The organism is Kribbella sp. NPDC055110 (genome assembly GCF_053607525.1).
This window is the reverse complement of record NZ_JBSGTS010000052.1, coordinates 1-20,675: the sequence shown is the minus strand read 5'-3', so window position 1 is coordinate 20,675 and position 20,675 is coordinate 1. Positions and strand designations below refer to the sequence as shown.

The window sequence follows — 20,675 nt, the reverse complement described above, 5'->3', positions numbered from 1 at the left end:
CATCACAATCGCGCCCGCCGGCCCCGCGTGAGCGGGAAGCCGGCGGGCGCGATCAATTGTGATGGCCTGGGCGTCCGCGTTGGTCAGGCGCCGGTGATCAGGGCGCCGGCGCCGGCGCGGGCCGCGTCGAAGCGGGCCTGGGCGTCCGCCCAGTTCACGACGTTCCACCACGCCTTGACGTAGTCGGGCTTCACGTTCTTGTACTGCAGGTAGAACGCGTGCTCCCACATGTCCAGCATCGCGATCGGGGTCTGGCCGGCCGGCAGGTTGCCCTGCTGGTCGTACAGCTGGTGGATCAGCAGCTGGCTGCCCAGCGCGTCCCAGCCGAGAATCGCCCAGCCGGAGCCCTGGATGGTGGTCGCGCTCGCGGTGAAGTTGGCCTGGAAGGAGTCGAACGACCCGAAGAACTCGTCGATGGCCGCACCGAGCTCGCCGTCCGGCTTGTCGCCACCGTCCGGCGACAGGTTCTTCCAGAAGATCGAGTGGTTGACGTGCCCACCGAGGTTGAAGGCGAGCGTCTTCTCGAGCCCGACGATCGAACCGAAGTCACCCTTGTCGCGGGCCTCGGCCAGCTTGTCCAGGGTGTCGTTCAGACCCTTCACGTAGGTCGCGTGGTGCTTGTCGTGGTGCAGCTCCATGATCTCGCCCGCGATGCTCGGCGCGAGCGCGCTGTAGTCGTAGGGGAGGTCGGGAAGCGTGTACGTGGTCAACTCTGCTCCTTCGTCGGGGCCCCGCGAGGGCCGATATCTGCGATGTCCTCTGGCAGCGACACCAGCTTGAAACTTCAACCACGGTTGAGGTCAAGACGCCGCGCTGGCGAACGCGGCAGACCGGTGCCCGGCGCGACCACTTTCACACCCCAGCGCACGCACCGGACACCCCCAGCTTCACATACTCCACCTCACGACCAACGGCGGCGTCTCACCTGACCTCGAGGACCAGCTTCCCGCGGGTCCGGCCGCTCTCGATCCGCCGGTGCGCCTCGGCCGCCGCGGCCAGCGAAAACACCTCTTCGACCTCGACCCGGACCGCGCCGCTCTCGATCAGCGCCGCGATCTCGCCGAGCGCGGAGCCGTCCGGTTCGACCAGGTACGGCGCGGCCCGGACACCGGACTTGGCGGCGAGCTCGAGCAGCTCCGGCGGCGTCCCCGACGGTACGGCGACCACGAGTCCGCCCGGCCGGGTGACGGCGACCGACTGCCGCTGCGTGGCCTCGCTGCCGATCAGATCGACGACGACATCGATGTCCCCGGTCGCCTCGGCGACATCCGTGCCGTGATAGTCGATCACCTCGTCCGCGCCGAGCCCGCGCAACCATTCGTGCTTGCCGACGCTCGCCGTACCGACGACGTACGCGCCGAGGTGCTTGGCAAACTGCACGGCCAGGTGACCGACCCCGCCCGCGGCCGCGTGGATCAGCACGCGCTGCTCCTTCTCAACGAGAGCCAGCGCGGTCAGGATCTGGTACGCCGTCAGTCCGGCCAGTGGGACTGCCGCCGCTTCGACGTGGCTGAGGTTGACGGGTTTGCGGGCGAAGTGCCGCGACGGGGCGGTCACGTACTCGGCGTACGCCGACCCCGCGCGCGGGAACCACGGCATGCCGTAGACCTCGTCGCCGACCGCGAGCGTGTGCACGCCGTGGCCGACCTCCTCCACCACGCCGGAGACGTCCCAGCCGAGGATGACCGGCGGCTCACCCAGGAGGCCGGCGACCCCCTGGCCGGCGCGCGTCTTGGCGTCGACCGGGTTCACACCGGCCGCGTGCACCCGAACCAGGACCTCGGTCGGCAGCGGCGTGGGGCGGTCGGTTTCGATGAGGCGGAGTACGTCGGGTCCGCCGTACGTGTCTTGACTGATGACTCTCATGGACCGGAAGCTATCTCCGAGGAGGTAGTATCCCGCAAGGATCACTACTATCTAATGGGAAGTACGAGGCATGTCGACCACCTGTTCGACCGGGATGCATGACAAGCACGACGTGTACGCCGCGCAGTGCCCGTGCCGGGACCTGCTCGACCTGCTCGCGACCAAATGGGCCATCCTCGCGATCGGCGCGATGGAGGACGGCCCGCTCCGGTTCGGTGAGCTGCAGCGCCGGCTCCAGGGAGTCAGCCCGAAGGTGCTGACGCAGACCCTGCGGCGGCTGGAGGACAACGGCTTCCTGGACCGCGAGGTCTTCCCCGCCGTCCCGCTGCACGTCGAGTACTCGCTGACCGACCTCGGCCGGAGCGTTTCCCAGCCGATCGCCGCACTCCGCACCTGGGTCGAAACCCACCTGGACGACGTCAGCGCTTGAGCCCCGGCGTCAGCGTGAGCCCCCGGCGTCAGCGCTTGAGTTCTTTGGCCAGGGCGACGGCGAAGGCCTCGGGCAGGCCGACGAAGCCGGTGTGGTCGCCCGGGAACCGGGTCGGCTCGATGCCCAGGCGGTCGGCGAGCGCCGTGGAGGTCCGGTCGCAGAGCTGACCGGTCGACTCCTCGCCGATACCCACCACGATGTCGACGGCGCGCAGCTTGTCGACGTCCGGGACCCAGGTGATGGACTCGCGCATCTCATGGCCGAACCAGAACCGCTCCGTCGCCTCCTGCTCGGGGTCGCGCTCGCCGCCGAACATCATCTCGACGACCTCGTCGGGCAGCTGGATGTTGGCGAGCGCGAAGAACTGCTTCCAGGCCCCGGTCGCGTCACCCGCGAGATAGTCGGCCATCAGCTTCTCCGACTTCGCGAGCACCTCGTCCGCGTCCGGCACCAGCCGGTCGAGCGGCGGCTCGTGCGCGATCACGGTCCGCACGACCTCCGGGTGGTGCTGCGCGAGCGCGAGCGCGCTGACCGCTCCCCCGCTGGAGCCGAGTACGACGGCCGGCCCGGCGTCGACGTACCGGATCACCGCGGCCAGATCGTCGGCTCGCTGCTCGGGTCGCGACGTACCGCCCGCCTCGAGCTTGCTCCGCTTCACACCACGCGGGTCCAGAGTCAGGACCGTGTAGTCGGGTGCCATCAGGTCGGCGAGCGGCGCGAACGCATCCGCGTCCATCGGGGCGCCGACCAGGACCAGCAGCGGTCCTGATCCGCGCACCTCGTAGTACAGCTCTGCGTCGGTAACCTTCAGTGTGTTGTTCATGGCAGTACCACGAGCGAGACCGCCCGCAATGGACAGTCAGCTCGCGAAGACGTCCGAATCCGGTCCGAAGTCGGCTTCCTCGACAACCCGGCGTACCTCGACCTCGGAGCCGAGCGCCTCGGCCAGCCGGGCGGCCCACTCGATCGCCTCGTCGCGGCTGCGGACCTCGACGACGATCACGCCGCCGATCAGTTCCTTGGTCTCGGCGAACGGGCCGTCGGTGACGGTGCGCCGGCCGGCGTCGACCTTCACCCGCGCGCCGAGCGAACTGCGGTGCACGCCCTCCGCGAACAGCAGTACGCCGGCCTTCGACAGGTCCTCGACGACCCGGCCGACACCTTCGGCCACCTCCTGCGGCGGGAAGTTCCCGGCCTCGCTGTCGGCGTCGGCCTTGTTGATGATCATGTAGCGCATCGCTGATGCTCCCTCGTCGTGTCGGTCGACTTCTTACTCTCACGTCGAGTGGGTCACTACCAGATCGACACCCTGACTTCAGATCATTTCCCTGGTCAGCTCGTACAGCCTCCGCGCATTCTGCGGGTCGAAGGTCTCGAGCCCCGGGTCCACCGGTGTGCCGACCGCTCGCAGGATCAGGCGGTCGGCGGGTTGGGAGTCAGAGATCCTCCCCCACCTCGCCGCAGTCGCCGAGGCGTTGTTCGGTCGGCCGGTCCCGACCGACTAGCGGACGGCCCTGCAGGCAGAACCCCTGGTTTCGGGCGTGAACGCCCCGGCGCGGGCGGGTTGTGCATGCGCGGCGGTCCGCACCGACTAGCTGGGCTGATCCCCGGCGGGGTTGTAGGCGCACGCGTCGGCGAGGTTCTGGGTCGGGCCGGGTGGTGCGGACGTGGTGGTCGTCGTCGGCTTGCGGGTGGTGCTGGGCGTGGTCGGCGTCGTGGGGGTCGTCGGGGTCGGGGCGGGCGCGGACTCGAGGGCGTTCTCGACCGTGTCGCGGAGCGCCTGGTAGTCGGGGTGCAGGTACTTCAGGCGCAGCTTGTCCGAGTCGAGCGTGACGTTCGAGACCGTCCCCGACTTCACCTTCAGCGCCAGCTGCACCATCGCGGGCAACAGCTCCTGCGGTATGTCGGTACGCAGCAGGTGCTGGCCCGCGCGCGCGATCGCCTTGTACTTCGTGACCAGCGTCTGCGGATCCGCCGCGTCGACGATGCTCTTGATCACGCACCGCTGCCGGACCTGCCGCTGGTCGTCGTCGGCGCCGTACCGCCCGCGAGCGAACCACAGCGCGTGCCGCCCGTCGAGGTGCTGGTTCGGCCCCGGCTCGATCCACTCCTTCGGCGGGATGTGCGAACTGCTGACGCCACCCATCGCGACCCGCTCGTTCACGTTCACCCGGATCCCGCCGAGCGCGTCGACGATCTCCGGGAAGCTCTGCAGATTGACCTGCAGGTAGTAGTCGAGCTTCAGCCCGATCGCCTCGCCGACGGACTGTTTCACCACGTCCGCACCCTCGTTGTCGGACGGTCCGAGGATGCCGGGATGCGCGTCCGGGATGTTCTGGTACATCGCGGTCAGCATCCACTCCAGCCGCCCGTCGAGGCTGAGCCCTTCCTTGCCGAAGCCGTCCGGGTAGTACTTGCGCAGCGGCGAGTCCGCCGGGAACGGCATGAACGTCAGGTTCCGCGGCAAGGAGACCAGCGCCGTGTTCCCGGTCTTGGTGTCGATGCTCGCGACGATCACCGTGTCGGTCCGTACGCCCTCGCGGCTCGGCGCGTCGTCCCCGCCGAGCAGCAGCAGGTTCAGCCGCGGCTTGTCCTCCCACGGGTCCTTGACGTTGACAGTCGACGGCCGGGTCGCGCTCTTGCTCTCCCCTTGCGACTGGAACACGTCCTGCACCAGCGACCGCTGCGCCAGCACACTCTGTACGCCGATGGCCGCCGGCGCCGCGATCGCGAAACACAGCAGCCCGACGAGCGTCGCCCCGAAGGCCCGCCCGCCGGCCCCACCTGTTGCCGGGCGCAACGACCGGTGCGAGGCCACGATCACCACGATCCAGCAGAACGCGACCGCGCCGATCACGACCGACGTCATCAGGAGCCGACTAGGTACGACGGCTGCTGCGAGCACCTCGTCCCGCCGGGTGAGCCCGACGTACACCCCGAGCCCGACCAGGCCGAGGAAGAGCGTGAGCACGAACGCGCCGAGCCGCCGGCGCCCACCGACGATCAGTCCGAGTCCCGGGATCAGTGCACCCAACAGGGTGAGCCCCAGCAACTTCGGCATCGACCGCGGCCGCCTCGCCGTCGCGCGCGCACTCCCCATTCGCACCCCTGTCACCCCGTTGTCCCCGCAATGTAAGTGTGCGTCAAGTACCCGCGCCCTTACCTCTTCAGACGTGTTACAGGGTCAATCGGTTGTCAAACGGTCAGATGAGCGCCGTTGAAACCTTCGAGCTCGACGAGGCTGCGGACCACGGCGGCGATCCGGTCCGGCGGGGTCCACTTGCCGGTGTCGGCGTTCGGCATCGCCGCGCGGTTGGCGGGGGTGTCGATGGTGCCGGGCAGGATCGTGTTCACCCGGATGCCGTCCCGCGCGTACTCAGCGTGCAGCGCGTCGGCGAACGCGATCACCCCGGCCTTCGCGGTGATGTACCCGGCCGCCCCCGAGAACGGTCGCAACGCGGAGGCGCTCGACGTACAAACGATCGCTCCGCCACCGCCCGCGAGCAGGTGCGGCAGGACTCCCTGGGTGATCAGGTACGTCGGACGCAGGTTGAGCCGGAGCTGCTCCTCGAAGTCCTCGATCGGCGTCTCGTGCACCCGGGAACCGGACGCGAAGCCGCCCACGAGGTTGACCAGGGCGGCGAGCGGCGCGTTCTCGTCCGAGGTGGCGAGCGCGACGACATCCGCCGTACCGGACGGGTCGAAGGGGTCGGCGAGCACCGGGTTGAGCGCCGGGTCGGCGCCGAGGCGGGCGAGGGACTCCTCGGACCGCCCGGGTACGACGACCCGCCAGCCGGCCCGCAGGAACTCGGCGGTCACCGCGACCCCGAGCGCGCCGGTGCCACCGGCAACCACCACAGTGTTCGTCATATCCGCGAGCCTAATCGGATCGCGACGGCTAGGTTGGTCGGCTGTGCGGATTCTCATTCTGGGCGGGAACGGGTTTGTCGGGCGCGCGATCGTGGACGGCGCGTTGGCGCAGGGCTACGAGGTCACGTCGTTCAGTCGTGGGAAGAGCGGTACGCCGCTCCCCGCGGGCGTGACGCAGCTGATCGGGGATCGGGAGACAGGCGAGTATTCGGCGCTACGGACCGGCGAATGGGACGCGGTCGTCGACACGAGTGGCTTCCGGACACGGGACGTCGATCAGGCGATGGACGTGCTGGGGGACCGAGTCGGGCGGTACGTGTTCATCTCGAGCCACGCCGTCTACGTACGGGACCTGCCGGCCGGGACCGACGAGACCGCACCACGCCGCGAGCCGATGCGCGATGCCGACGTACTCACGAACGACACGTACGGCCCCTGCAAGGTCGCGTGCGAGGACGACGTCGTCGAGCGGTACGGCGACCGCGCGACGCTGGTCCGCCCCGGTCGGGTCACGGGCCCCGGCGACTCGTCCGGTACGGCGCTCTACTGGATCCGGCGCGGCGCCCGCGGCGGCCGGGTCGCGCTCCCGACCAAGCCCGAGGCGCCGCTCCAACTGGTGGACAGCCGCGACGTCGCCGGGCTCATCACGCGGCTCGTCGCGGACGATCGCGCCGGCGCCTACAACGCGATCGGCCCGGACTCCACCATCGCCGAACTGATCCGCACCGCTGCCGAGCTGTCCGGCAGCACCGTCGACATCGTCCCGGTCCCGTTCGACGCCGTACCGCGCCGTTTCCCCCTCATGGACCCCGAAGCCGAATGGGGCGAACGCCGCCGCAACCCAGCCAAGGCCCGCGCGGCCGGCCTGCCCGTCACCCCCCTCCGCACCACAATCGAAGACCTCCTCCGCTGGGACCACGACCGAGGCACCCCACCCCTCACGATCGGCCTCACCCCCGAAGCCGAAGCCGCCCTCCTCACGTCACCCAATTTCCCTGGCTGACCCAGCAAATGTGGTCGGGGGCCGGGCTACTCCGGGAGCGCCAACGTTCGGCCGGCGTCGCGGGCTGCGTTGATGGAGCGGGTGAGGGTGTCTTTGAGGGCGCTGGCCTCGTCGGTGAAGCCCTGGACTACGGACGTGTCGCCGACGGGTTCGGTGCGGGCGAGGAGTTCGATGTAGCGGTCGCCGTCGTCGAGGGCGGCCTCGGCGCGCAGCGCGGCGTCGGCGGAGCGGACCCGGTCGGCGTACCGGTCCAGCAGGTCCACCTTGCGCTTGATCGCATCCACCGAGAGCGCGAGCGCGCGACGTTGCGGTCCCAGTACGGCGTCGAGCTCGGCGGTCGCCATTCCGCGCGCGACGTCCTGCTGCCTGGCCCGCAGTACGGTCTGCTCGCGGAGCACCTGGGCGATGTCCCACAACTGCTCCGGCAGCACGAGCTCGTTCTGTACGTCGTCCAGCAGGCCGCGCCGGGTGACTGTTGCCTCAAGCACCGTTTTCACGGCCCGCTGCGCCCGCCCAAGCAGCCGAGCGGCCGGCTCGTCGAAGTCCTCCGGCAGCAGGTACTTCCCGTGCTGGATCCGGACCGCCTTGTGCCCACGATCCTCGACCGCCGACTTCACCAGGATCCCGCCCGTCGCGAGCGCCGCGACCCCGGCGAGTGCGACCGAGGCCCAGGCCGCCACCGCGGTCGGCAACGTCGCCGCCATGATGATCAGCGCCAGGATCCAGCCACCGACGCATACCGCGATCCACACCAGCAACGTCCCGAACGTGTTGCCCGGCGCGACCGACCACGACGTCTGCCGCTTCGGCCGCGGCGCGTCGGCCGCCACGAACAACTCCGGCCGGTGCTCGTACAACCGCCGTACGCCAACAGGCACACCCGGCGCGAACACAGGCTCCATCGCCACCTCCGGAGAATTCGTCAGCACTCAGCGTAGCCGTGCGGCGAGGCCGTCGAGGAAGACGCCGAGGCCGAATTCGAACAACTGGTCCAGGTCGTACTCGTACTCGAAGCCGTCGGCCACCAGTTCCTGGAAGGCCGTCAGGTTCCCGGCCGCGATCATCGCCGCGAACTGATCGCTCTGCCGGGTGGCCCACTCGTCAGCGGTGACCCCGGTGTCCTGCTCGGCCTGCGCCTCGGACTCCATCACCAACGCGATCCCCCGCACGTACGCGAACAGGCTGATCGTCGTCGACAAGGCCGCACTCTTCTCGAACCCACGCAACGCCCGCAGCACCGCGTCCGTGTGGGGCAGCAACCGCGGCACCAATTGCGGCCGGCTCAGACTGATCGCACTCGCCAGCCACAGATGCCTCCGGTACGCCGCCCAATGCACCCGCGCGACAGCCGTCACCGCATCCCGCCAGTGCGCCGGAACCTCCCCCAGCGGAAACTCCCCGATCGCCACGTCGACCATCTGCACGACCAGGGCGTCCTTGCCGCCGACGTACCGATAAAGCGCCATCGTCGACACCCCGAGCTCGGCCGCGATCCGCCGCATCGACAGCGTCGCGAGCCCCTCGGCGTCCGCGAGCGCGATCCCCATCCGCACGACCTCGTCGCGATTGAGGTCCGGCACTCCATCGGGCCCAATCGCCGTACGCCGGGAACGCGGCGGCGGACCCACCACGGTCCCGACCCCCGGCGCGGGATGCACCAACTCGTCGGCCTGCAGCACCTGCAACGCCTTCGTCGCGGTCGCCATCGCCACCCCGAAGTCGCGGACCAGCGCCCGCGTCGACGGCACCCGATCCCCCGGCAACAAGTCCCCCGCCTCGATCCGCCGCCGCAACTCGGCCGCGATCACCTGGTACGGCGCTTCACTCATCACTCTCCCTCGACTAGTGCGCATACATCGTACGCGCACTAGTCGAGAACGAGATCCGACGCCGACCGGCGCGATCGCCACGCTCATCCTGTTGCCGTCAGCAAGCATCTGGCCGGCTATCCGATCTCGTGGCGCGGCGAACATGGGTGCCCCTGCGCTGACCTCCGTGTCAAGATGGGCGGCATGCTGCGCGAACTGCACCTCACCGGCAACCCGGATGCCGACAAGTTGCTCAACGACGACCCGTTCGCCTTGCTGGTCGGCATGCTCCTCGACCAGCAGTACCCGATGGAGCACGCCTTCTCCGGTCCGCTGAAGATCGCGAACCGGATGGACGGTTTCGACCTGCACAAGATCGCCGCGACCGACCTGGAGACGTTCGTCGAACTCTCCGTCACCCCGCCGGCGATCCACCGGTACGGCGGCTCGATGGCCCGCCGCGTGCACGCCCTCGCTCAGGAGATCATCGAGAAGTACGACGGCGAGACCGCCAACATCTGGCTCTCCGGCCGCCCGAAACCGGACGGCGCCGAGGTGCTGAAGCGGCTGAAGGCGCTGCCCGGATTCGGCGAGCAGAAGGCGAAGATCTTCCTGGCCCTGCTCGGCAAGCAGCGCGGCGTGGCACCGAAGGGCTGGCGGGAGGCCGCCGGAGCCTACGGCGACCGGGGCTCGCACCGCTCGATCGCCGACGTCACCGACGCCGCGTCCCTGAGCCAGGTCCGCAACTTCAAGAAAGCCGCAAAAGCCGCCGCGAAGGAATCAGCCGGCGCCTGAGCGCGGCGGGCCCCGCGCCCGCCCCGCGTCGGATCCCGCGCGACACCTGAGCTCGACCTGTTGCAGGTCGGGTGCTTGCGTGCGGGTTGTCCCTTGTGAATCACGGGGTTTTCTGCGGAAGGCGGCGTACCCGTCTTATGCTCGGCTGGGCAGCCGACGGAAGGAACGCGGATGGACATCCGGGATCTGGATCGTAGGGCCGGCGCAGTTCTCGGGGAAGTCGTGATGCAGGTACGGCCCGAGCACCTGTGGTTTCCCACCCCATGCCCGGACTGGACGGTGCGGGGGCTGATGCGCCACCTGGTCAGCCAGAACGAGGGCCTCGCCGCGGCCGCGCTGAACGGCTCCGCCTCCGTCCACGTCTGGCACGGCGGTCGTCTCGGCGACAACCCGGCCGGCGCCTACCGCCGCTCCAACGTGCGGGTCGCGGACGCGTTCGCCGACGGCGGCGCACTGGACCGGCTGGTGGAGGTCCGCGAGTTCGGCTCGTTCCCGCGCCGGATCGCGCTGACGTTCCACCAGCTCGACTGCATCGTGCACGCGTGGGACCTGGCCCGCGCGATCGACGTCCCGTACAACCCGCCGCCGGACATGGTCGAGATGTCGCTCACCCTGGCCCGCCGGATCCCCGACACCGACGCGAACCGCGGCACCGGCTACGCGTTCGAACGCAGCGTCAAGGTCTCCGGCACGGCCCCCGAACTCGACCAGCTACTCGGCCTCCTCGGCCGCAACCCGGAGTGGGTCAGCCCGCTCGACTGAGTAGTCGGGCAGGTCGATCGCGTCCGGCTTCGCAACGGCCGACTTCGCCAGTACGCCGGCCATCAGCCGCGACGTCATCGCCCGTAGCACGAAGTCGCGGTACGCGATTCCGAACCGGCTCATCGGCATCGCCATCTTGATCCCACCGGGCGGCAGCTCCATCCGCTGTTCGACGTACGCCTGCATCCGGGTCTGGTACGCCGGGAACGCGCGGACGTGATCACCCCGCGCAGCGGCCAACTCGCCCGCCAGCACGTACGCGCCGACGAGTGAGAGCGCCGTACCGTGGCCGGCCATCGGTGAACCGCAGTACCCGGCGTCACCGACCAGCGCGACGCGGCCGCGGAACCATTCCGGCACGACGACCTTGCTGATGCTGTCGAAGTAGAAGTCGTCGGCCGCGTCCAACCCGTCGAGGATCTGCGGGGTGTGCCAGCCGAGCCCCTCGAAGCGGGACCGCACGAGACGCTTCTGCGCCTGCACATCGCGCCGGTCGTACGTGAGCACCGGCGACCGGAAGCTCAGCAGCGCCTTCGCGAAGCGCGGATCGCGGTCCGGTCGCAGGCCGACCCAGCGCCCGCCCGGTGCGGTGTGGAGCTTCATCCAGTGCTTCAGATCCTCCGGGGCCTTGATCGTGAAGTACGACGTGTAGCCCCCGAGGTGGTGCACGAACTGCTCCTCGGGCCCGAACGCGAGCCGCCGTACCCGGGAATGCACCCCGTCCGCGCCGATCACAAGATCGAACCGCCGCCGCGTCCCGCTCGCGAACGTGACGTCGACGCCGCTCGGATCCTGCGTCAGTTCGGTGACCGAGTCGCCGTACAGGTACTCCACCTCACTCGTCGCGTCAGCGAGGATCTCGGCGATGTCGCCGCGCAGGATCTCGATCTCGGCGACCGGCCCGGCGCCGTCGAGCAGTTCCGCGTGCATCGCCGCGGCCTGCCGCCCATCTGCCTTTACGTACGCCAGTCCGCGCTCATGCAGCTGCCGCTCGGCGACGGCCGGCATCAGCCCCATCCGCTCGGCCACCACCCGCGACACCCCGCGCAGGTCCACGGTCTGCCCACCCGGCCGCGGCGTCGCCGCGATCTCGACCACGGTCGGCGCGAACCCGAACCGCCGCAACCAGAACGCCAGCGCCGGACCCGCAATCCCACCACCGGAAATCAGCACAGTCTTCATATCCCAGCTCCTGTTCACTAGTGCGCGTACGCTGTACACGGTGCACTAGGTGGAGCGGGCGACGCCAGCGCGCACTAGTGCACCAGGCTTAGGTGCACTAGGCGGGGGCGGACCGTCCCCACTCACCAACCGCGGCCAACCGGCCGATCACGACCCGCGCTGAGCGTGGCGCCCGGGGCGCCGGGTCGGTTGATGAGTGGCGCAGGTCCGCGTCAGAGCATGAGGGCCAACCGGGTCGCTTGCTCGATGGCTCGTTTCGCGTCCAACTCGGCGGCGACGTCCGCCCCGCCGATCAGGTGGACCGGGCGGCCGGTGGCCCGGAGTACCTCGGCGAGTTCGCGGACCGGTTCTTGGCCGGCGCAGACGACGACCGTGTCGACCGCCAACACCCGCGCCTTCTCGCGCTTCGGCCCGAACGTGACATGCAGACCGTCGTCGTCGATCCGTTCGTAGTTCACACCACGCAACTGCTCGACCTGCTTGTTCTTCAATGCCGCCCGGTGCACCCACCCGGTCGTCTTCCCGAGCCCGGCGCCGATCTTCCCGGCCTTGCGCTGGAGGAGATACACCTTGCGCAACGACGGCTCCGGCTGCGGTACGGCGAGCGCGCCCGGGAGCTGCGTCGGATCGCCGACACCCCATTCCGCCTTCCACGCCGCGAGATCCGGCGACGTGGTGGTCAGGAACTCGCTCACATCCACCCCGATCCCACCGGCTCCGATCACCGCGACCGTGTCCCCGACCGGTTTCCGTTCGCGGACCACCTCGACGTACGAGAGCACCTTGGGGTGATCGATGCCGGGGATCGCCGGCACCCGCGGTACGACGCCGGTCGCGAGCACGATCTCGTCGAACTCGGCCAGGTCGCCGGCGCCGGCGCGACGGCCGAGGTGCAGCTTGACGCCGGTCAACTCGAGCCGCCGCCGGTAGTACCGGATCGTCTCGGCGAACTCCTCCTTGCCCGGGATCTGTTGCGCGATTCCGAACTGTCCGCCGATCTCCGCATCAGCCTCGAACAACTCGACATGATGCCCGCGTTCGGCCGCCGTCACCGCCGCCGCGAGACCGGCCGGACCGGCGCCGACAACAGCGATGCTCTTGGTACGCCGGGTCGGCAGCAACTGCAGCTCGGTCTCGCGGGCCGCCCGCGGATTGACCATGCAGCTCGCCTTCTTCTTCGCGAACACATGATCCAGACACGCCTGGTTGCAGGCAATACAGACGTTGATCTCGTCGGCCCGGTCGGTCGTTGCCTTGAGCACCCACTCCGGATCCGCCAGGAACGGGCGGGCCATGCTGACCAGGTCGGCGTCACCGCGGGCCAGGACCTCCTCGGCGACCTGCGGCAGGTTGATCCGGTTCGACGTGACGACCGGGATCTTCACGTGCGGCTTGAATGCCGCGGTCACGCTGGTGAACGCGGCTCGGGGCACGGACGTGACGATGGTCGGGACGCGGGCCTCGTGCCAGCCGATCCCGGTGTTGATGATCGACGCCCCGGCGGCCTCGATCTCCTTGCCCAGCGCAACTACCTCGTCCCAGGTCTGCCCGCCCTCGACCAGGTCGGCCATCGACAGCCGGTAGATGATCAGGAAGTCGTCGCCGACCCGTTCCCGGGTCCGCCGGACGATCTCCACGGCGAGCCGGCGCCGGTTCTCCGGGCTGCCGCCCCAGCGGTCGGTCCGCTTGTTCGTCCGCTCGGACAGGAACTGGTTGATGAAGTACCCCTCGGACCCCATGATCTCGACGCCGTCGTACCCGGCCTCGCGGGCGAGCGCCGCGCAGTCGACGTACGCCTCGATCTGTTTGCGGACGCCGCGATCGGACAGGGCGCGCGGTTTGAAGGGGTTGATCGGGGCCTTCAACGCGGAGGCGGAGACGCTGAACGGGTGGTACGAGTACCGGCCGGCGTGCAGGATCTGGAGCGCGATCCGGCCGCCCTCGGCGTGCACGGCATCGGTGAGCACGCGATGCTTCCGGGCCTGGCGCCTGTTGATGAGGGTCGATCCGAAGGGGGTCAGCCAGCCGGTGCGGTTCGGCGCGTAGCCGCCGGTCACCATCAGGCCGACGCCGCCGCGAGCACGCTCGGCGAAGTACGCCGCCAACTTGGGCAGATCGCGCAACCGGTCCTCGAGGCCAGTGTGCATCGACCCCATGATCACCCGGTTCGGCAGGACCACATGACCAAGATCTAGCGGTGCTAGCAAATGTGGGTAAGCAGTCATCGGTTGTCCTTCCGGAGGGCGTCGATCACTTCGGCGCACCAGGCGACGAAGGACTCCTCGGCGCGGATGCCGCCGCGCAGTACGAGGTATTGGTGAAGCTCGCGCCCGCGCAGGCCGGACGGCTTCGGGAAGTCCCGCTTCTGGATCCCGCGGTAAACCTCGAGCCGCGTCGCGTGCTCGGCCCGGTGCCGCTCGATCTCCTTCAGCACGAGGTCGACCGAGCCGAGCGAGGCGCCGCGGAGCTTCACGCTCAGGCCGTCCCGCAGTACGGCGGGATCCGCCGGCTCGGCCAGCCAGCGCGACAACTCCGCACGCCCGGCCGCCGCGACCCGGTATACCTTCTTGTCCGGGCGGCCGTCCTGGGCGATCTCGGTGTGCTTCACCCAGCCCGCCTCGTCCATCCGCCGCAGCACCCGGTAGATCTGCTGGTGCGTGGCCGGCCAGAAGTACCCGATCGACCGGTCGAACCGCCGGGCCAACTCATACCCGGACCCGGCCCGCTCGGTCAGCGAAATCAGAATCGCGTGCTCCAGCGCCATGCACCGACCTTACCTATGCAACCAGTTGCACTGCACCCGATTGCATTCCACGTCACATCACTTGTCCGAACAAGCCTTGGCAGGTTTGAGAGAATGGTTGCAGACGCCACCTATTGATCGGAGCACCATGAACCACCACCCGACCAAGACGACGTTGCCCGGGATCGGGATTCGGTACGACCTGGTGACCGACGCCGGGAAGCACGTGTCGGTGGTGGTGCACGACGACGGGCGGCGGTTCCTGGGCTTCCACAATCCCGCGGACGACGACGAGTGCCAGGCCACCGTCCCATTAGGTCAGGGCGAGGCGGCCGCGCTCGCGCAACTGCTGCTCCCGGAACAGCTCGACCCCGTGCGCGGCGAGATCGAGATCGACCTCGTTACGGAGCACATCCCGATGACCACCAAGTCGCCGTACTCCGGCCGGACGCTCGGCGACACCCAGGCCCGCAGCCGCACCGGCGCATCGATCGTCGCGGTACTGCGGCGTACCGGCGCGACCCCGTCGCCGACACCGGACTTCCGGTTCGCGATCGGCGACACCCTGGTCGTGGTCGGCACCCGCGAGGGCGTCGACGCCGTGGCCGATCTGATCGCGGGGGGCTGAGCATGCACGAGAACATCACGGCCTTGCTGATCGAGTTGGGCGCGGTCATCCTTGCCCTGGGCATCCTCGGCCGGATCGCCGGCCGCCTCGGCTTCTCACCCATTCCGCTTTATCTACTTGCCGGTCTGGCGTTCGGGCACGGCGGGCTCCTGCCGCTGGCCGCGAGCGAAGAGTTCGTTGCAACCGGCGCCGAGATCGGCGTCATCCTGCTGCTGTTGCTGCTCGGGCTCGAGTACACCGCGTCCGATCTCGTCAGCACGCTGAAGACGCAGTACATCTCCGGCGCGGTCGACTTCCTGCTCAACGCGTTGCCTGGCGCGGCCGTCGCGTTGCTGCTCGGCTGGGGTCCGGTCGCGGCGGTCGCACTGGCCGGCGTCACGTGGATCTCGTCGTCCGGCGTGATCGCGAAAGTCGTCGGGGATCTCGGCCGGCTGGGCAACCGGGAAACACCTGTAATCCTTGGGATTCTGGTGCTCGAGGACCTGTCGATGGCGGTCTACCTGCCGATCCTCACCGCACTGCTGGCCGGCGTCGGGCTGGCCGGCGGGAGCATGACGCTGCTGATCTCGCTCGGGACGGTGAGCGTCGTGTTGTTCATCGCGCTGCGGTATGGGCGTGTCATCAGCCGGGCCGTTTCCTCGGACAACCCGGAGATGCTCCTGCTCGTCGTACTCGGTCTCACACTGCTCGTCGCGGGGATCGCGCAGCAGCTGCAGGTGTCGGCGGCGGTCGGTGCGTTCCTGGTCGGGATCGCGTTGTCCGGCGAGGTCGCGCACGGCGCTCGCAATCTGCTCAGTCCGCTGCGGGACCTGTTCGCCGCGGTGTTCTTCGTGTTCTTCGGCCTGAGCACCGACCCGGCGAAGATTCCGCCGGTGCTGGCGATCGCGTTCGGGCTGGCGATCCTCACCGCATTCACGAAGATCCTCACAGGCTGGTACGCCGCTCGACGCGCGGGCATCTCGACCGCCGGCCGCTGGCGCGCCGGCGGGACCCTGGTCGCGCGCGGCGAGTTCTCGATCGTCATCGCCGGCCTCGCGGTCGGTGTCGAACCGAAACTCGGCCCGCTGGCCACGGCGTACGTGCTGATCCTCGTCATCCTCGGCCCAATCGCCGCCCGTTACACCGAACCGCTAGCCCGCCGCCTAACCCATAAACCCAAGCCGATCGAGGCCCCAGCCGCCGAACGCCTAGACGACACCGCGAACACCACCAGCTGACCCTCACCACCCGGCCCGCCGGCCAACCCCCACCACACCCAGCCCGCCGGCTGACCCTCATCGCGCGCGGCGTGAAGCACTGGTACGTCGTCTGCTCGTCACGACGGACCGTCTTGCTATCAATCCATCCGAAACACAACGCATGCTCAACCGCGACCGCAAGGTTCAACCCGTCCGACTCACGATGCATCACAAGCCAGACAGATCACGCACTCCGCCCGTTGACTTCCAGCCATTCACGCCACTCGCCCGCATCCGCACAGCTCAAGCTCTCCATGACACCCGACTGCGCCGGATAAGTGCTCACCCAATGAGCAGTTTTTCTCCGCGTTCATGATCGAGCAGCGCCCGCTTGCGTTCGATGCCGCCGCCGTACCCGGTGAGGCTCCCGGTCGAACCGACCAGCCGATGACACGGCACGATGATGCTGACCGGGTTCTTCCCGTTGGCCAGGCCAACGGCCCGAGCCGACCCCGGCTTCAGCCCGAGCATCTCCGCAAGACCGCCGTACGTCGTCGTCGTGCCGTACGCGATGTCCTGCAACGCGGCCCACACCTCGCGCTGAAACGGCGTACCGACGAGGTGCAGCGGTACGTCGAACCTTGTGCGGCCGTGGTGGAAATACTCGTCCAACTGCTCCGCGACCGCGGGGAGCGCCGCGTCATCACGATCACCGAAGCCTGCCTGCTCCGGACGGTAGCGCTGCCGATCCATGTACAGACCGGTCAACTCGCCCGCATCGGTCCCCACCAGCGTGAGCGGACCGAGCGGGCTGTCGACGACGGCGTACGTCACCGTGTGGACTCCCACTGCGCACGGTCGATCCGGTAGAGCACGTGCCGCTGCAACCGGTGGCCGGCCGGCAGGCGCGGGTGGTCGAAGTCACCGGGTTCGTCGTGCACCATGCCGATCCGCTGCATCACCCGCTGCGACGGCACGTTCGGGGTCGCGGTGAACGACACGATCTCGTCCAGCCCGCCCGGCCCGAACCCCTGCGCCAGGGCGGCCCGCGCCGCCTCGGTCGCATAACCGTTGCCCCAGGCACCTTTCGCGAGCCGCCAGCCGATCTCGACACCTGGCAGGAAATGCGCCTCGAAGCTCGGCACCGACAACCCGGTGAACCCGATGAACTCCCCGGTGTCCCGCACCTCCAGCGCCCACAGTCCCCACCCACGCTCCTCGATGGCGGGGATCTGCCGGTCGATCAGCGAGTCGCTCTGCTCGCGGGTCTGGGGTGCCGGGAAATGCTCCATCACGGCCGGGTCCGCGTTCAGCGCCGCGAACGGCTCGCGGTCGGAGTCACGCCACTGGCGCAGCAGGAGACGGTCGGTGGTCAGCTCGGTCATGCTCGCTCCGGGTCAGCTGGAAGGTCTGGTCGTCGTCGGCGGGCAGCCTGTTGATGGCGTGCTCCCCGGTGGCCCACAGGTACTGCACGGCGTACGCACGCCAAGGCCGCCACGCGCGCGCATGGTCGGTCAGAGGTTTGGGGGCCTCGGGCAAGCCTAGGTCACGCGCGGCGTACCGGATCCCGAGATCGCTGGCCACGAAGGCGTCCGGGTCACCAAGCGCGCGCATCGCGATCGACTCCACCGTCCACGGTCCGATCCCGGGCAGCGCGGCCAGTTGCTCCCGCGCGCGATCCCAGTCGGCACCGGCGCCCAGGTCGATCTCACCTCGCGCGAGCGTGGCGATCAGCGTGGTGAGCGTCGTACGGCGGGACTTCGGGAACGCCAGCGTCTCCGGGTCCAGGTCCGCGAGCGCCTGCACCGTCGGGAACAGATGCGTGAGCCCGCCGGCCGCATCCTCGATCGGCTCGCCGTGCTGCAGGACCAGGCGATGCGCGTGCGTCCGTGCCGCTGCCGTCGACACCTGCTGGCCGAGCACCGCGCGTACGGCGAACTCCTCGCCGTCGACCGTGTGCGGGACCCGGCGACCAGGTGCTTTCACGATGAGCGGAGCGAGCACCGGATCGGTGCTGAGCAGGTCGTCGACCGCGACCGGGTCCGCATCGAGGTCGAGCATCCGGCGGCAGCGGCTGATCGCGATCGCGAGATCGCGCTGGTCGGTGAGCGAGAGCTGGCAGGCGATATGGTCCGGCATCGGGCGCAGGGCGACGACACCGTGGCCGTGCGGGAGCCGCAGCGTGCGGCGGTACTGGCCGTCGCGCCACTCCTCGACACCAGGTACGCCGGTCGCGATCAGGTGACCGAACAGGTTGTCGGGCGTCAACGGAGCGCGGAACGGAAGCCGGAGCGAGATCGTGCCGGGCGCGGCGGACGTCGTACCCCGGCGGGCTCGGCGGCGTAGCTCCGTCGGCGCGAGCGCGAACACCTCCTGCACGGTTTCGTTGAACGTCCGCACGCTGGAGAAGCCCGCGGCGAACGCGACATCCGCCATCTGCAGCTCACTCGTCTCGATCAGCAGCCGCGCGGTCTGTGCACGTTGCGCCCGGGCGAGCGCGAGCGGGCCGGCGCCGAGCTCGGCGTGGAGCTGGCGTTGCACCTGGCGGACGCTGTACCCGAGCCTCGCAGCAAGCCCTGGTACGCCGTCGCGGTCGACGATGCCGTCCGCGATCAGGCGCATCGCGCGGGCGACCAGGTCGGCGCGGTCGTTCCACTCCGGGGAGCCCGGGCTCGCATCGGGGCGGCACCGCTTGCAGGCGCGGAACCCGGCCTGCTGGGCGGCTGCGGCGCTCGGGTAGAACCGCATGTTCTCCACCTTCGGCGGCACCACCGGGCAACTCGGCCGGCAGTAGATCTTCGTGGTCAGCACGGCCGTGAAGAACCACCCGTCGAACCGCGCGTCCTTGGACTGCACCGCCCGGATGCATCGCTCCCTACACTCGTACACGCCCCCAGCATCCCTGCCGCCACCGACAGTCGCTAGCGGATTTACGACATCGAAGTGAACCGGCGACAGGATGATGGCCGGTCCACCCCAACCGGTGGCGTCGCACAGGAAATTCCTGGTGCAACGCCACCAGAACGTGTCTAAGCCCCCCAGAGCCGGCGCATCTCCCGCCGCGGCCTGCGAATGGAGAGGGGCGGGTGGGTTCGCGGTTTTGCGACCCCAGGATCCGGTGGCGGATTCTCGCCAGCTTCGCCGTCCTCGCACCGCTGGACTTGAGCCATGAACGAACTGCTTGGCAAGAAAGCTTTGGTAACCGGCGGCAGCCGCGGGATCGGCGCGGCGACCGCCGTCGCACTGGCCGAACGTGGCGCGGATGTCGCGATCACCTACAACTCGTCCGCGGACGCCGCCGCTTCGGTGGTGAAGGAGATCGAGGCGCTCGGGCGGCGCGGGTTCGCGTACGCGGTCGACTCGGGTGACGCGGTCGCGGTCGGTGACGGCGTACGACGGGCCGCGGAATCCCTTGGCGGCTTGGACATCCTGGTCAACAACGCCGGCGTCGGCGCGATCGCCCCGATCACCGAACTCTCGCTGGAGGACGTGGACCGGGTGATCGCGGTCAACGTACGCGGGGCGTATGCAGCCGCGCAGGCCGCCGTACCGCGACTGTCCGACGGCGGCCGGATGATCCACCTCGGCAGCTGCGTGACCGGGCGGGTCCCCGGGCCGGGGATGACCCTCTACGCGATGAGCAAGTCCGCGATGACCGGCCTCAGCAAGAGCCTCGCCCGCGAACTCGGACCGCGCGGCATCACCTCCAACGTCGTCCACCCCGGCCCCATCGACACCGACATGAACCCCGCCGACGGCCCGTTCGCCGCCGCCCAACTCACCAACCTGACCCTCCCCCGCTTCGGCACAACCACCGAAGTAGCAGCCGCCATCACCTACCTCGCCGGCCCCAACGCCACCTACATCACCGGCACCGCCCTAACAATCGACGGCGGCCACACCGCCTGACCCACAGAAGACGGGTCGCGTCGGCCCGCGGCACCTCCCGCCCAACCACCCAGCCCAAGCACTCAGCCCAACCACCCAACCACCCGACCGCCCAGCCCAAGCGCCCAGCCCAACCCCGCCCGACCACCCAGCGCAACCACCCAGCCAGACCACCCGCCCGACCACCCAGCGCAACCACCCAGCCAGACCACCCGGCCCGACCACCCCGCCCAATCACCCCAGCACGCGAGTGGATATCCCCTCGCGTGTTGGGTTCTCCCCTCGTGTACCAACAGATAACCCCCCAACACGAGGGGAGATCCGGCTCTTCTGCTCGGTGTGTGGGCGGTGACTGGTGCGCGGAGGGCGGGGTCGGGGCTGGCGGGGGGCTTGAACAGGTTGCTGCGTGTCTCCAGCCATCAGTTCCTGTCGGTGGCTACCGGTTCCTGTCTCCGGACCGTCGTCGCGGCATGGTTGTCGGCCGGGCGGTTCGCCTACGCGGCGTGGAGCCGGGTGCGGGGG

21 protein-coding genes are annotated in these 20,675 nt (G+C 69.4%); 7 read left to right on the top strand and 14 right to left on the bottom strand.

The window, feature by feature from the left end; translation table 11 throughout:
- Window positions 1-83 precede the first annotated feature (83 nt).
- Both ACWF0M_RS37520 and ACWF0M_RS37515 read right to left on the bottom strand, forming a co-directional pair.
- A complete protein-coding gene (locus ACWF0M_RS37520; RefSeq protein ID WP_452240532.1) occupies window positions 84-710 on the bottom strand; it encodes a superoxide dismutase in 627 nt (208 codons plus the stop codon).
- A 211-nt stretch (window positions 711-921) separates the two neighbouring features.
- Complete coding sequence (locus ACWF0M_RS37515) at window positions 922-1,866, bottom strand: NADP-dependent oxidoreductase (RefSeq protein ID WP_452240531.1); 945 nt, start codon at window positions 1,864-1,866, stop codon at window positions 922-924.
- Between the two features lie 70 nt (window positions 1,867-1,936).
- On the opposite strand from ACWF0M_RS37515, the gene ACWF0M_RS37510 reads away from it, so the two are divergent.
- The gene (locus ACWF0M_RS37510; RefSeq protein ID WP_452240530.1) at window positions 1,937-2,296 is read left to right on the top strand and encodes a winged helix-turn-helix transcriptional regulator; all 360 of its coding nucleotides are present in this window, start codon (window positions 1,937-1,939) and stop codon (window positions 2,294-2,296) included.
- Window positions 2,297-2,324: 28 nt separating this feature from the next.
- On the opposite strand, the gene ACWF0M_RS37505 is transcribed toward ACWF0M_RS37510, so the two are convergent.
- The 4 genes from ACWF0M_RS37505 to ACWF0M_RS37490 all read right to left on the bottom strand — a co-directional run bounded on the left by ACWF0M_RS37505 (window position 2,325) and on the right by ACWF0M_RS37490 (window position 6,166).
- Window positions 2,325-3,119 (bottom strand): alpha/beta fold hydrolase, encoded by a 795-nt coding sequence (locus ACWF0M_RS37505; RefSeq protein WP_452240529.1) that lies wholly within the window; start codon window positions 3,117-3,119, stop codon window positions 2,325-2,327.
- Between the two features lie 36 nt (window positions 3,120-3,155).
- Window positions 3,156-3,533 (bottom strand): YciI family protein, encoded by a 378-nt coding sequence (locus tag ACWF0M_RS37500; protein ID WP_452240528.1) that lies wholly within the window; start codon window positions 3,531-3,533, stop codon window positions 3,156-3,158.
- Between the two features lie 354 nt (window positions 3,534-3,887).
- Window positions 3,888-5,357 carry an LCP family protein gene (locus ACWF0M_RS37495; protein ID WP_452240527.1) on the bottom strand — a complete coding sequence of 490 codons (1,470 nt, stop codon included), beginning with the start codon at window positions 5,355-5,357 and terminating at the stop codon, window positions 3,888-3,890.
- Window positions 5,358-5,491: 134 nt separating this feature from the next.
- The gene (locus ACWF0M_RS37490) at window positions 5,492-6,166 is read right to left on the bottom strand and encodes an SDR family NAD(P)-dependent oxidoreductase (RefSeq protein ID WP_452240526.1); all 675 of its coding nucleotides are present in this window, start codon (window positions 6,164-6,166) and stop codon (window positions 5,492-5,494) included.
- Between the two features lie 43 nt (window positions 6,167-6,209).
- Between ACWF0M_RS37490 and ACWF0M_RS37485 the strand changes: the two genes are divergently transcribed.
- Complete coding sequence (locus ACWF0M_RS37485) at window positions 6,210-7,169, top strand: NAD-dependent epimerase/dehydratase family protein (RefSeq protein ID WP_452240525.1); 960 nt, start codon at window positions 6,210-6,212, stop codon at window positions 7,167-7,169.
- A gap of 26 nt (window positions 7,170-7,195) precedes the next feature.
- On the opposite strand, the gene ACWF0M_RS37480 is transcribed toward ACWF0M_RS37485, so the two are convergent.
- Complete coding sequence (locus ACWF0M_RS37480; RefSeq protein ID WP_452240524.1) at window positions 7,196-8,071, bottom strand: hypothetical protein; 876 nt, start codon at window positions 8,069-8,071, stop codon at window positions 7,196-7,198.
- A 27-nt stretch (window positions 8,072-8,098) separates the two neighbouring features.
- Window positions 8,099-8,998, bottom strand: coding sequence for a GntR family transcriptional regulator (locus ACWF0M_RS37475; protein WP_452240523.1), 900 nt, complete (start codon window positions 8,996-8,998; stop codon window positions 8,099-8,101).
- Window positions 8,999-9,181: 183 nt separating this feature from the next.
- On the opposite strand from ACWF0M_RS37475, the gene ACWF0M_RS37470 reads away from it, so the two are divergent.
- Together ACWF0M_RS37470 and ACWF0M_RS37465 are read left to right on the top strand one after the other, a co-directional pair.
- Window positions 9,182-9,772, top strand: coding sequence for an HhH-GPD-type base excision DNA repair protein (locus ACWF0M_RS37470; RefSeq protein ID WP_452240522.1), 591 nt, complete (start codon window positions 9,182-9,184; stop codon window positions 9,770-9,772).
- Between the two features lie 171 nt (window positions 9,773-9,943).
- Window positions 9,944-10,534 (top strand): TIGR03086 family metal-binding protein, encoded by a 591-nt coding sequence (locus ACWF0M_RS37465; RefSeq protein ID WP_452240521.1) that lies wholly within the window; start codon window positions 9,944-9,946, stop codon window positions 10,532-10,534.
- Here the strand turns inward: ACWF0M_RS37465 and ACWF0M_RS37460 are convergent.
- From ACWF0M_RS37460 to ACWF0M_RS37450, 3 genes are all read right to left on the bottom strand, one after another.
- The gene (locus ACWF0M_RS37460) at window positions 10,484-11,716 is read right to left on the bottom strand and encodes an FAD-dependent monooxygenase (protein WP_452240520.1); all 1,233 of its coding nucleotides are present in this window, start codon (window positions 11,714-11,716) and stop codon (window positions 10,484-10,486) included. The genes ACWF0M_RS37465 and ACWF0M_RS37460 overlap by 51 nt on opposite strands.
- Before the next feature lie 212 nt (window positions 11,717-11,928).
- Window positions 11,929-13,941, bottom strand: a complete 2,013-nt coding sequence (locus tag ACWF0M_RS37455; protein ID WP_452240519.1) for an oxidoreductase — start codon at window positions 13,939-13,941, stop codon at window positions 11,929-11,931.
- Window positions 13,938-14,480: a PadR family transcriptional regulator gene (locus tag ACWF0M_RS37450; RefSeq protein ID WP_452240518.1), complete on the bottom strand. Its 543-nt coding sequence runs from the start codon at window positions 14,478-14,480 to the stop codon at window positions 13,938-13,940. The genes ACWF0M_RS37455 and ACWF0M_RS37450 overlap by 4 nt, the downstream gene beginning before the upstream one ends.
- A 127-nt stretch (window positions 14,481-14,607) precedes the next feature.
- On the opposite strand from ACWF0M_RS37450, the gene ACWF0M_RS37445 reads away from it, so the two are divergent.
- Together ACWF0M_RS37445 and ACWF0M_RS37440 are read left to right on the top strand one after the other, a co-directional pair.
- The gene (locus ACWF0M_RS37445) at window positions 14,608-15,087 is read left to right on the top strand and encodes a cation:proton antiporter regulatory subunit (RefSeq protein ID WP_452240517.1); all 480 of its coding nucleotides are present in this window, start codon (window positions 14,608-14,610) and stop codon (window positions 15,085-15,087) included.
- A gap of 2 nt (window positions 15,088-15,089) precedes the next feature.
- Window positions 15,090-16,304 carry a cation:proton antiporter gene (locus ACWF0M_RS37440; RefSeq protein WP_452240516.1) on the top strand — a complete coding sequence of 405 codons (1,215 nt, stop codon included), beginning with the start codon at window positions 15,090-15,092 and terminating at the stop codon, window positions 16,302-16,304.
- Window positions 16,305-16,607: 303 nt separating this feature from the next.
- Here ACWF0M_RS37440 and ACWF0M_RS37435 read toward each other — a convergent pair whose 3' ends face one another.
- The 3 genes from ACWF0M_RS37435 to ACWF0M_RS37425 are packed head-to-tail and all read right to left on the bottom strand — an operon-like array spanning window position 16,608 to window position 19,154.
- Entirely contained in the window at window positions 16,608-17,099 is a 492-nt protein-coding gene (locus tag ACWF0M_RS37435; RefSeq protein WP_452240515.1) for a methylated-DNA--[protein]-cysteine S-methyltransferase, read from the bottom strand.
- Window positions 17,096-17,650 (bottom strand): GNAT family N-acetyltransferase, encoded by a 555-nt coding sequence (locus ACWF0M_RS37430; protein ID WP_452240514.1) that lies wholly within the window; start codon window positions 17,648-17,650, stop codon window positions 17,096-17,098. Before ACWF0M_RS37430 ends, ACWF0M_RS37435 begins: the two co-directional genes overlap by 4 nt.
- Window positions 17,604-19,154, bottom strand: a complete 1,551-nt coding sequence (locus ACWF0M_RS37425; RefSeq protein ID WP_452240513.1) for an AlkA N-terminal domain-containing protein — start codon at window positions 19,152-19,154, stop codon at window positions 17,604-17,606. The genes ACWF0M_RS37430 and ACWF0M_RS37425 overlap by 47 nt, the downstream gene beginning before the upstream one ends.
- A gap of 279 nt (window positions 19,155-19,433) precedes the next feature.
- On the opposite strand from ACWF0M_RS37425, the gene ACWF0M_RS37420 reads away from it, so the two are divergent.
- Entirely contained in the window at window positions 19,434-20,174 is a 741-nt protein-coding gene (locus ACWF0M_RS37420; RefSeq protein ID WP_452240512.1) for an SDR family NAD(P)-dependent oxidoreductase, read from the top strand.
- The last annotated feature ends 501 nt before the right edge of the window (window positions 20,175-20,675 follow it).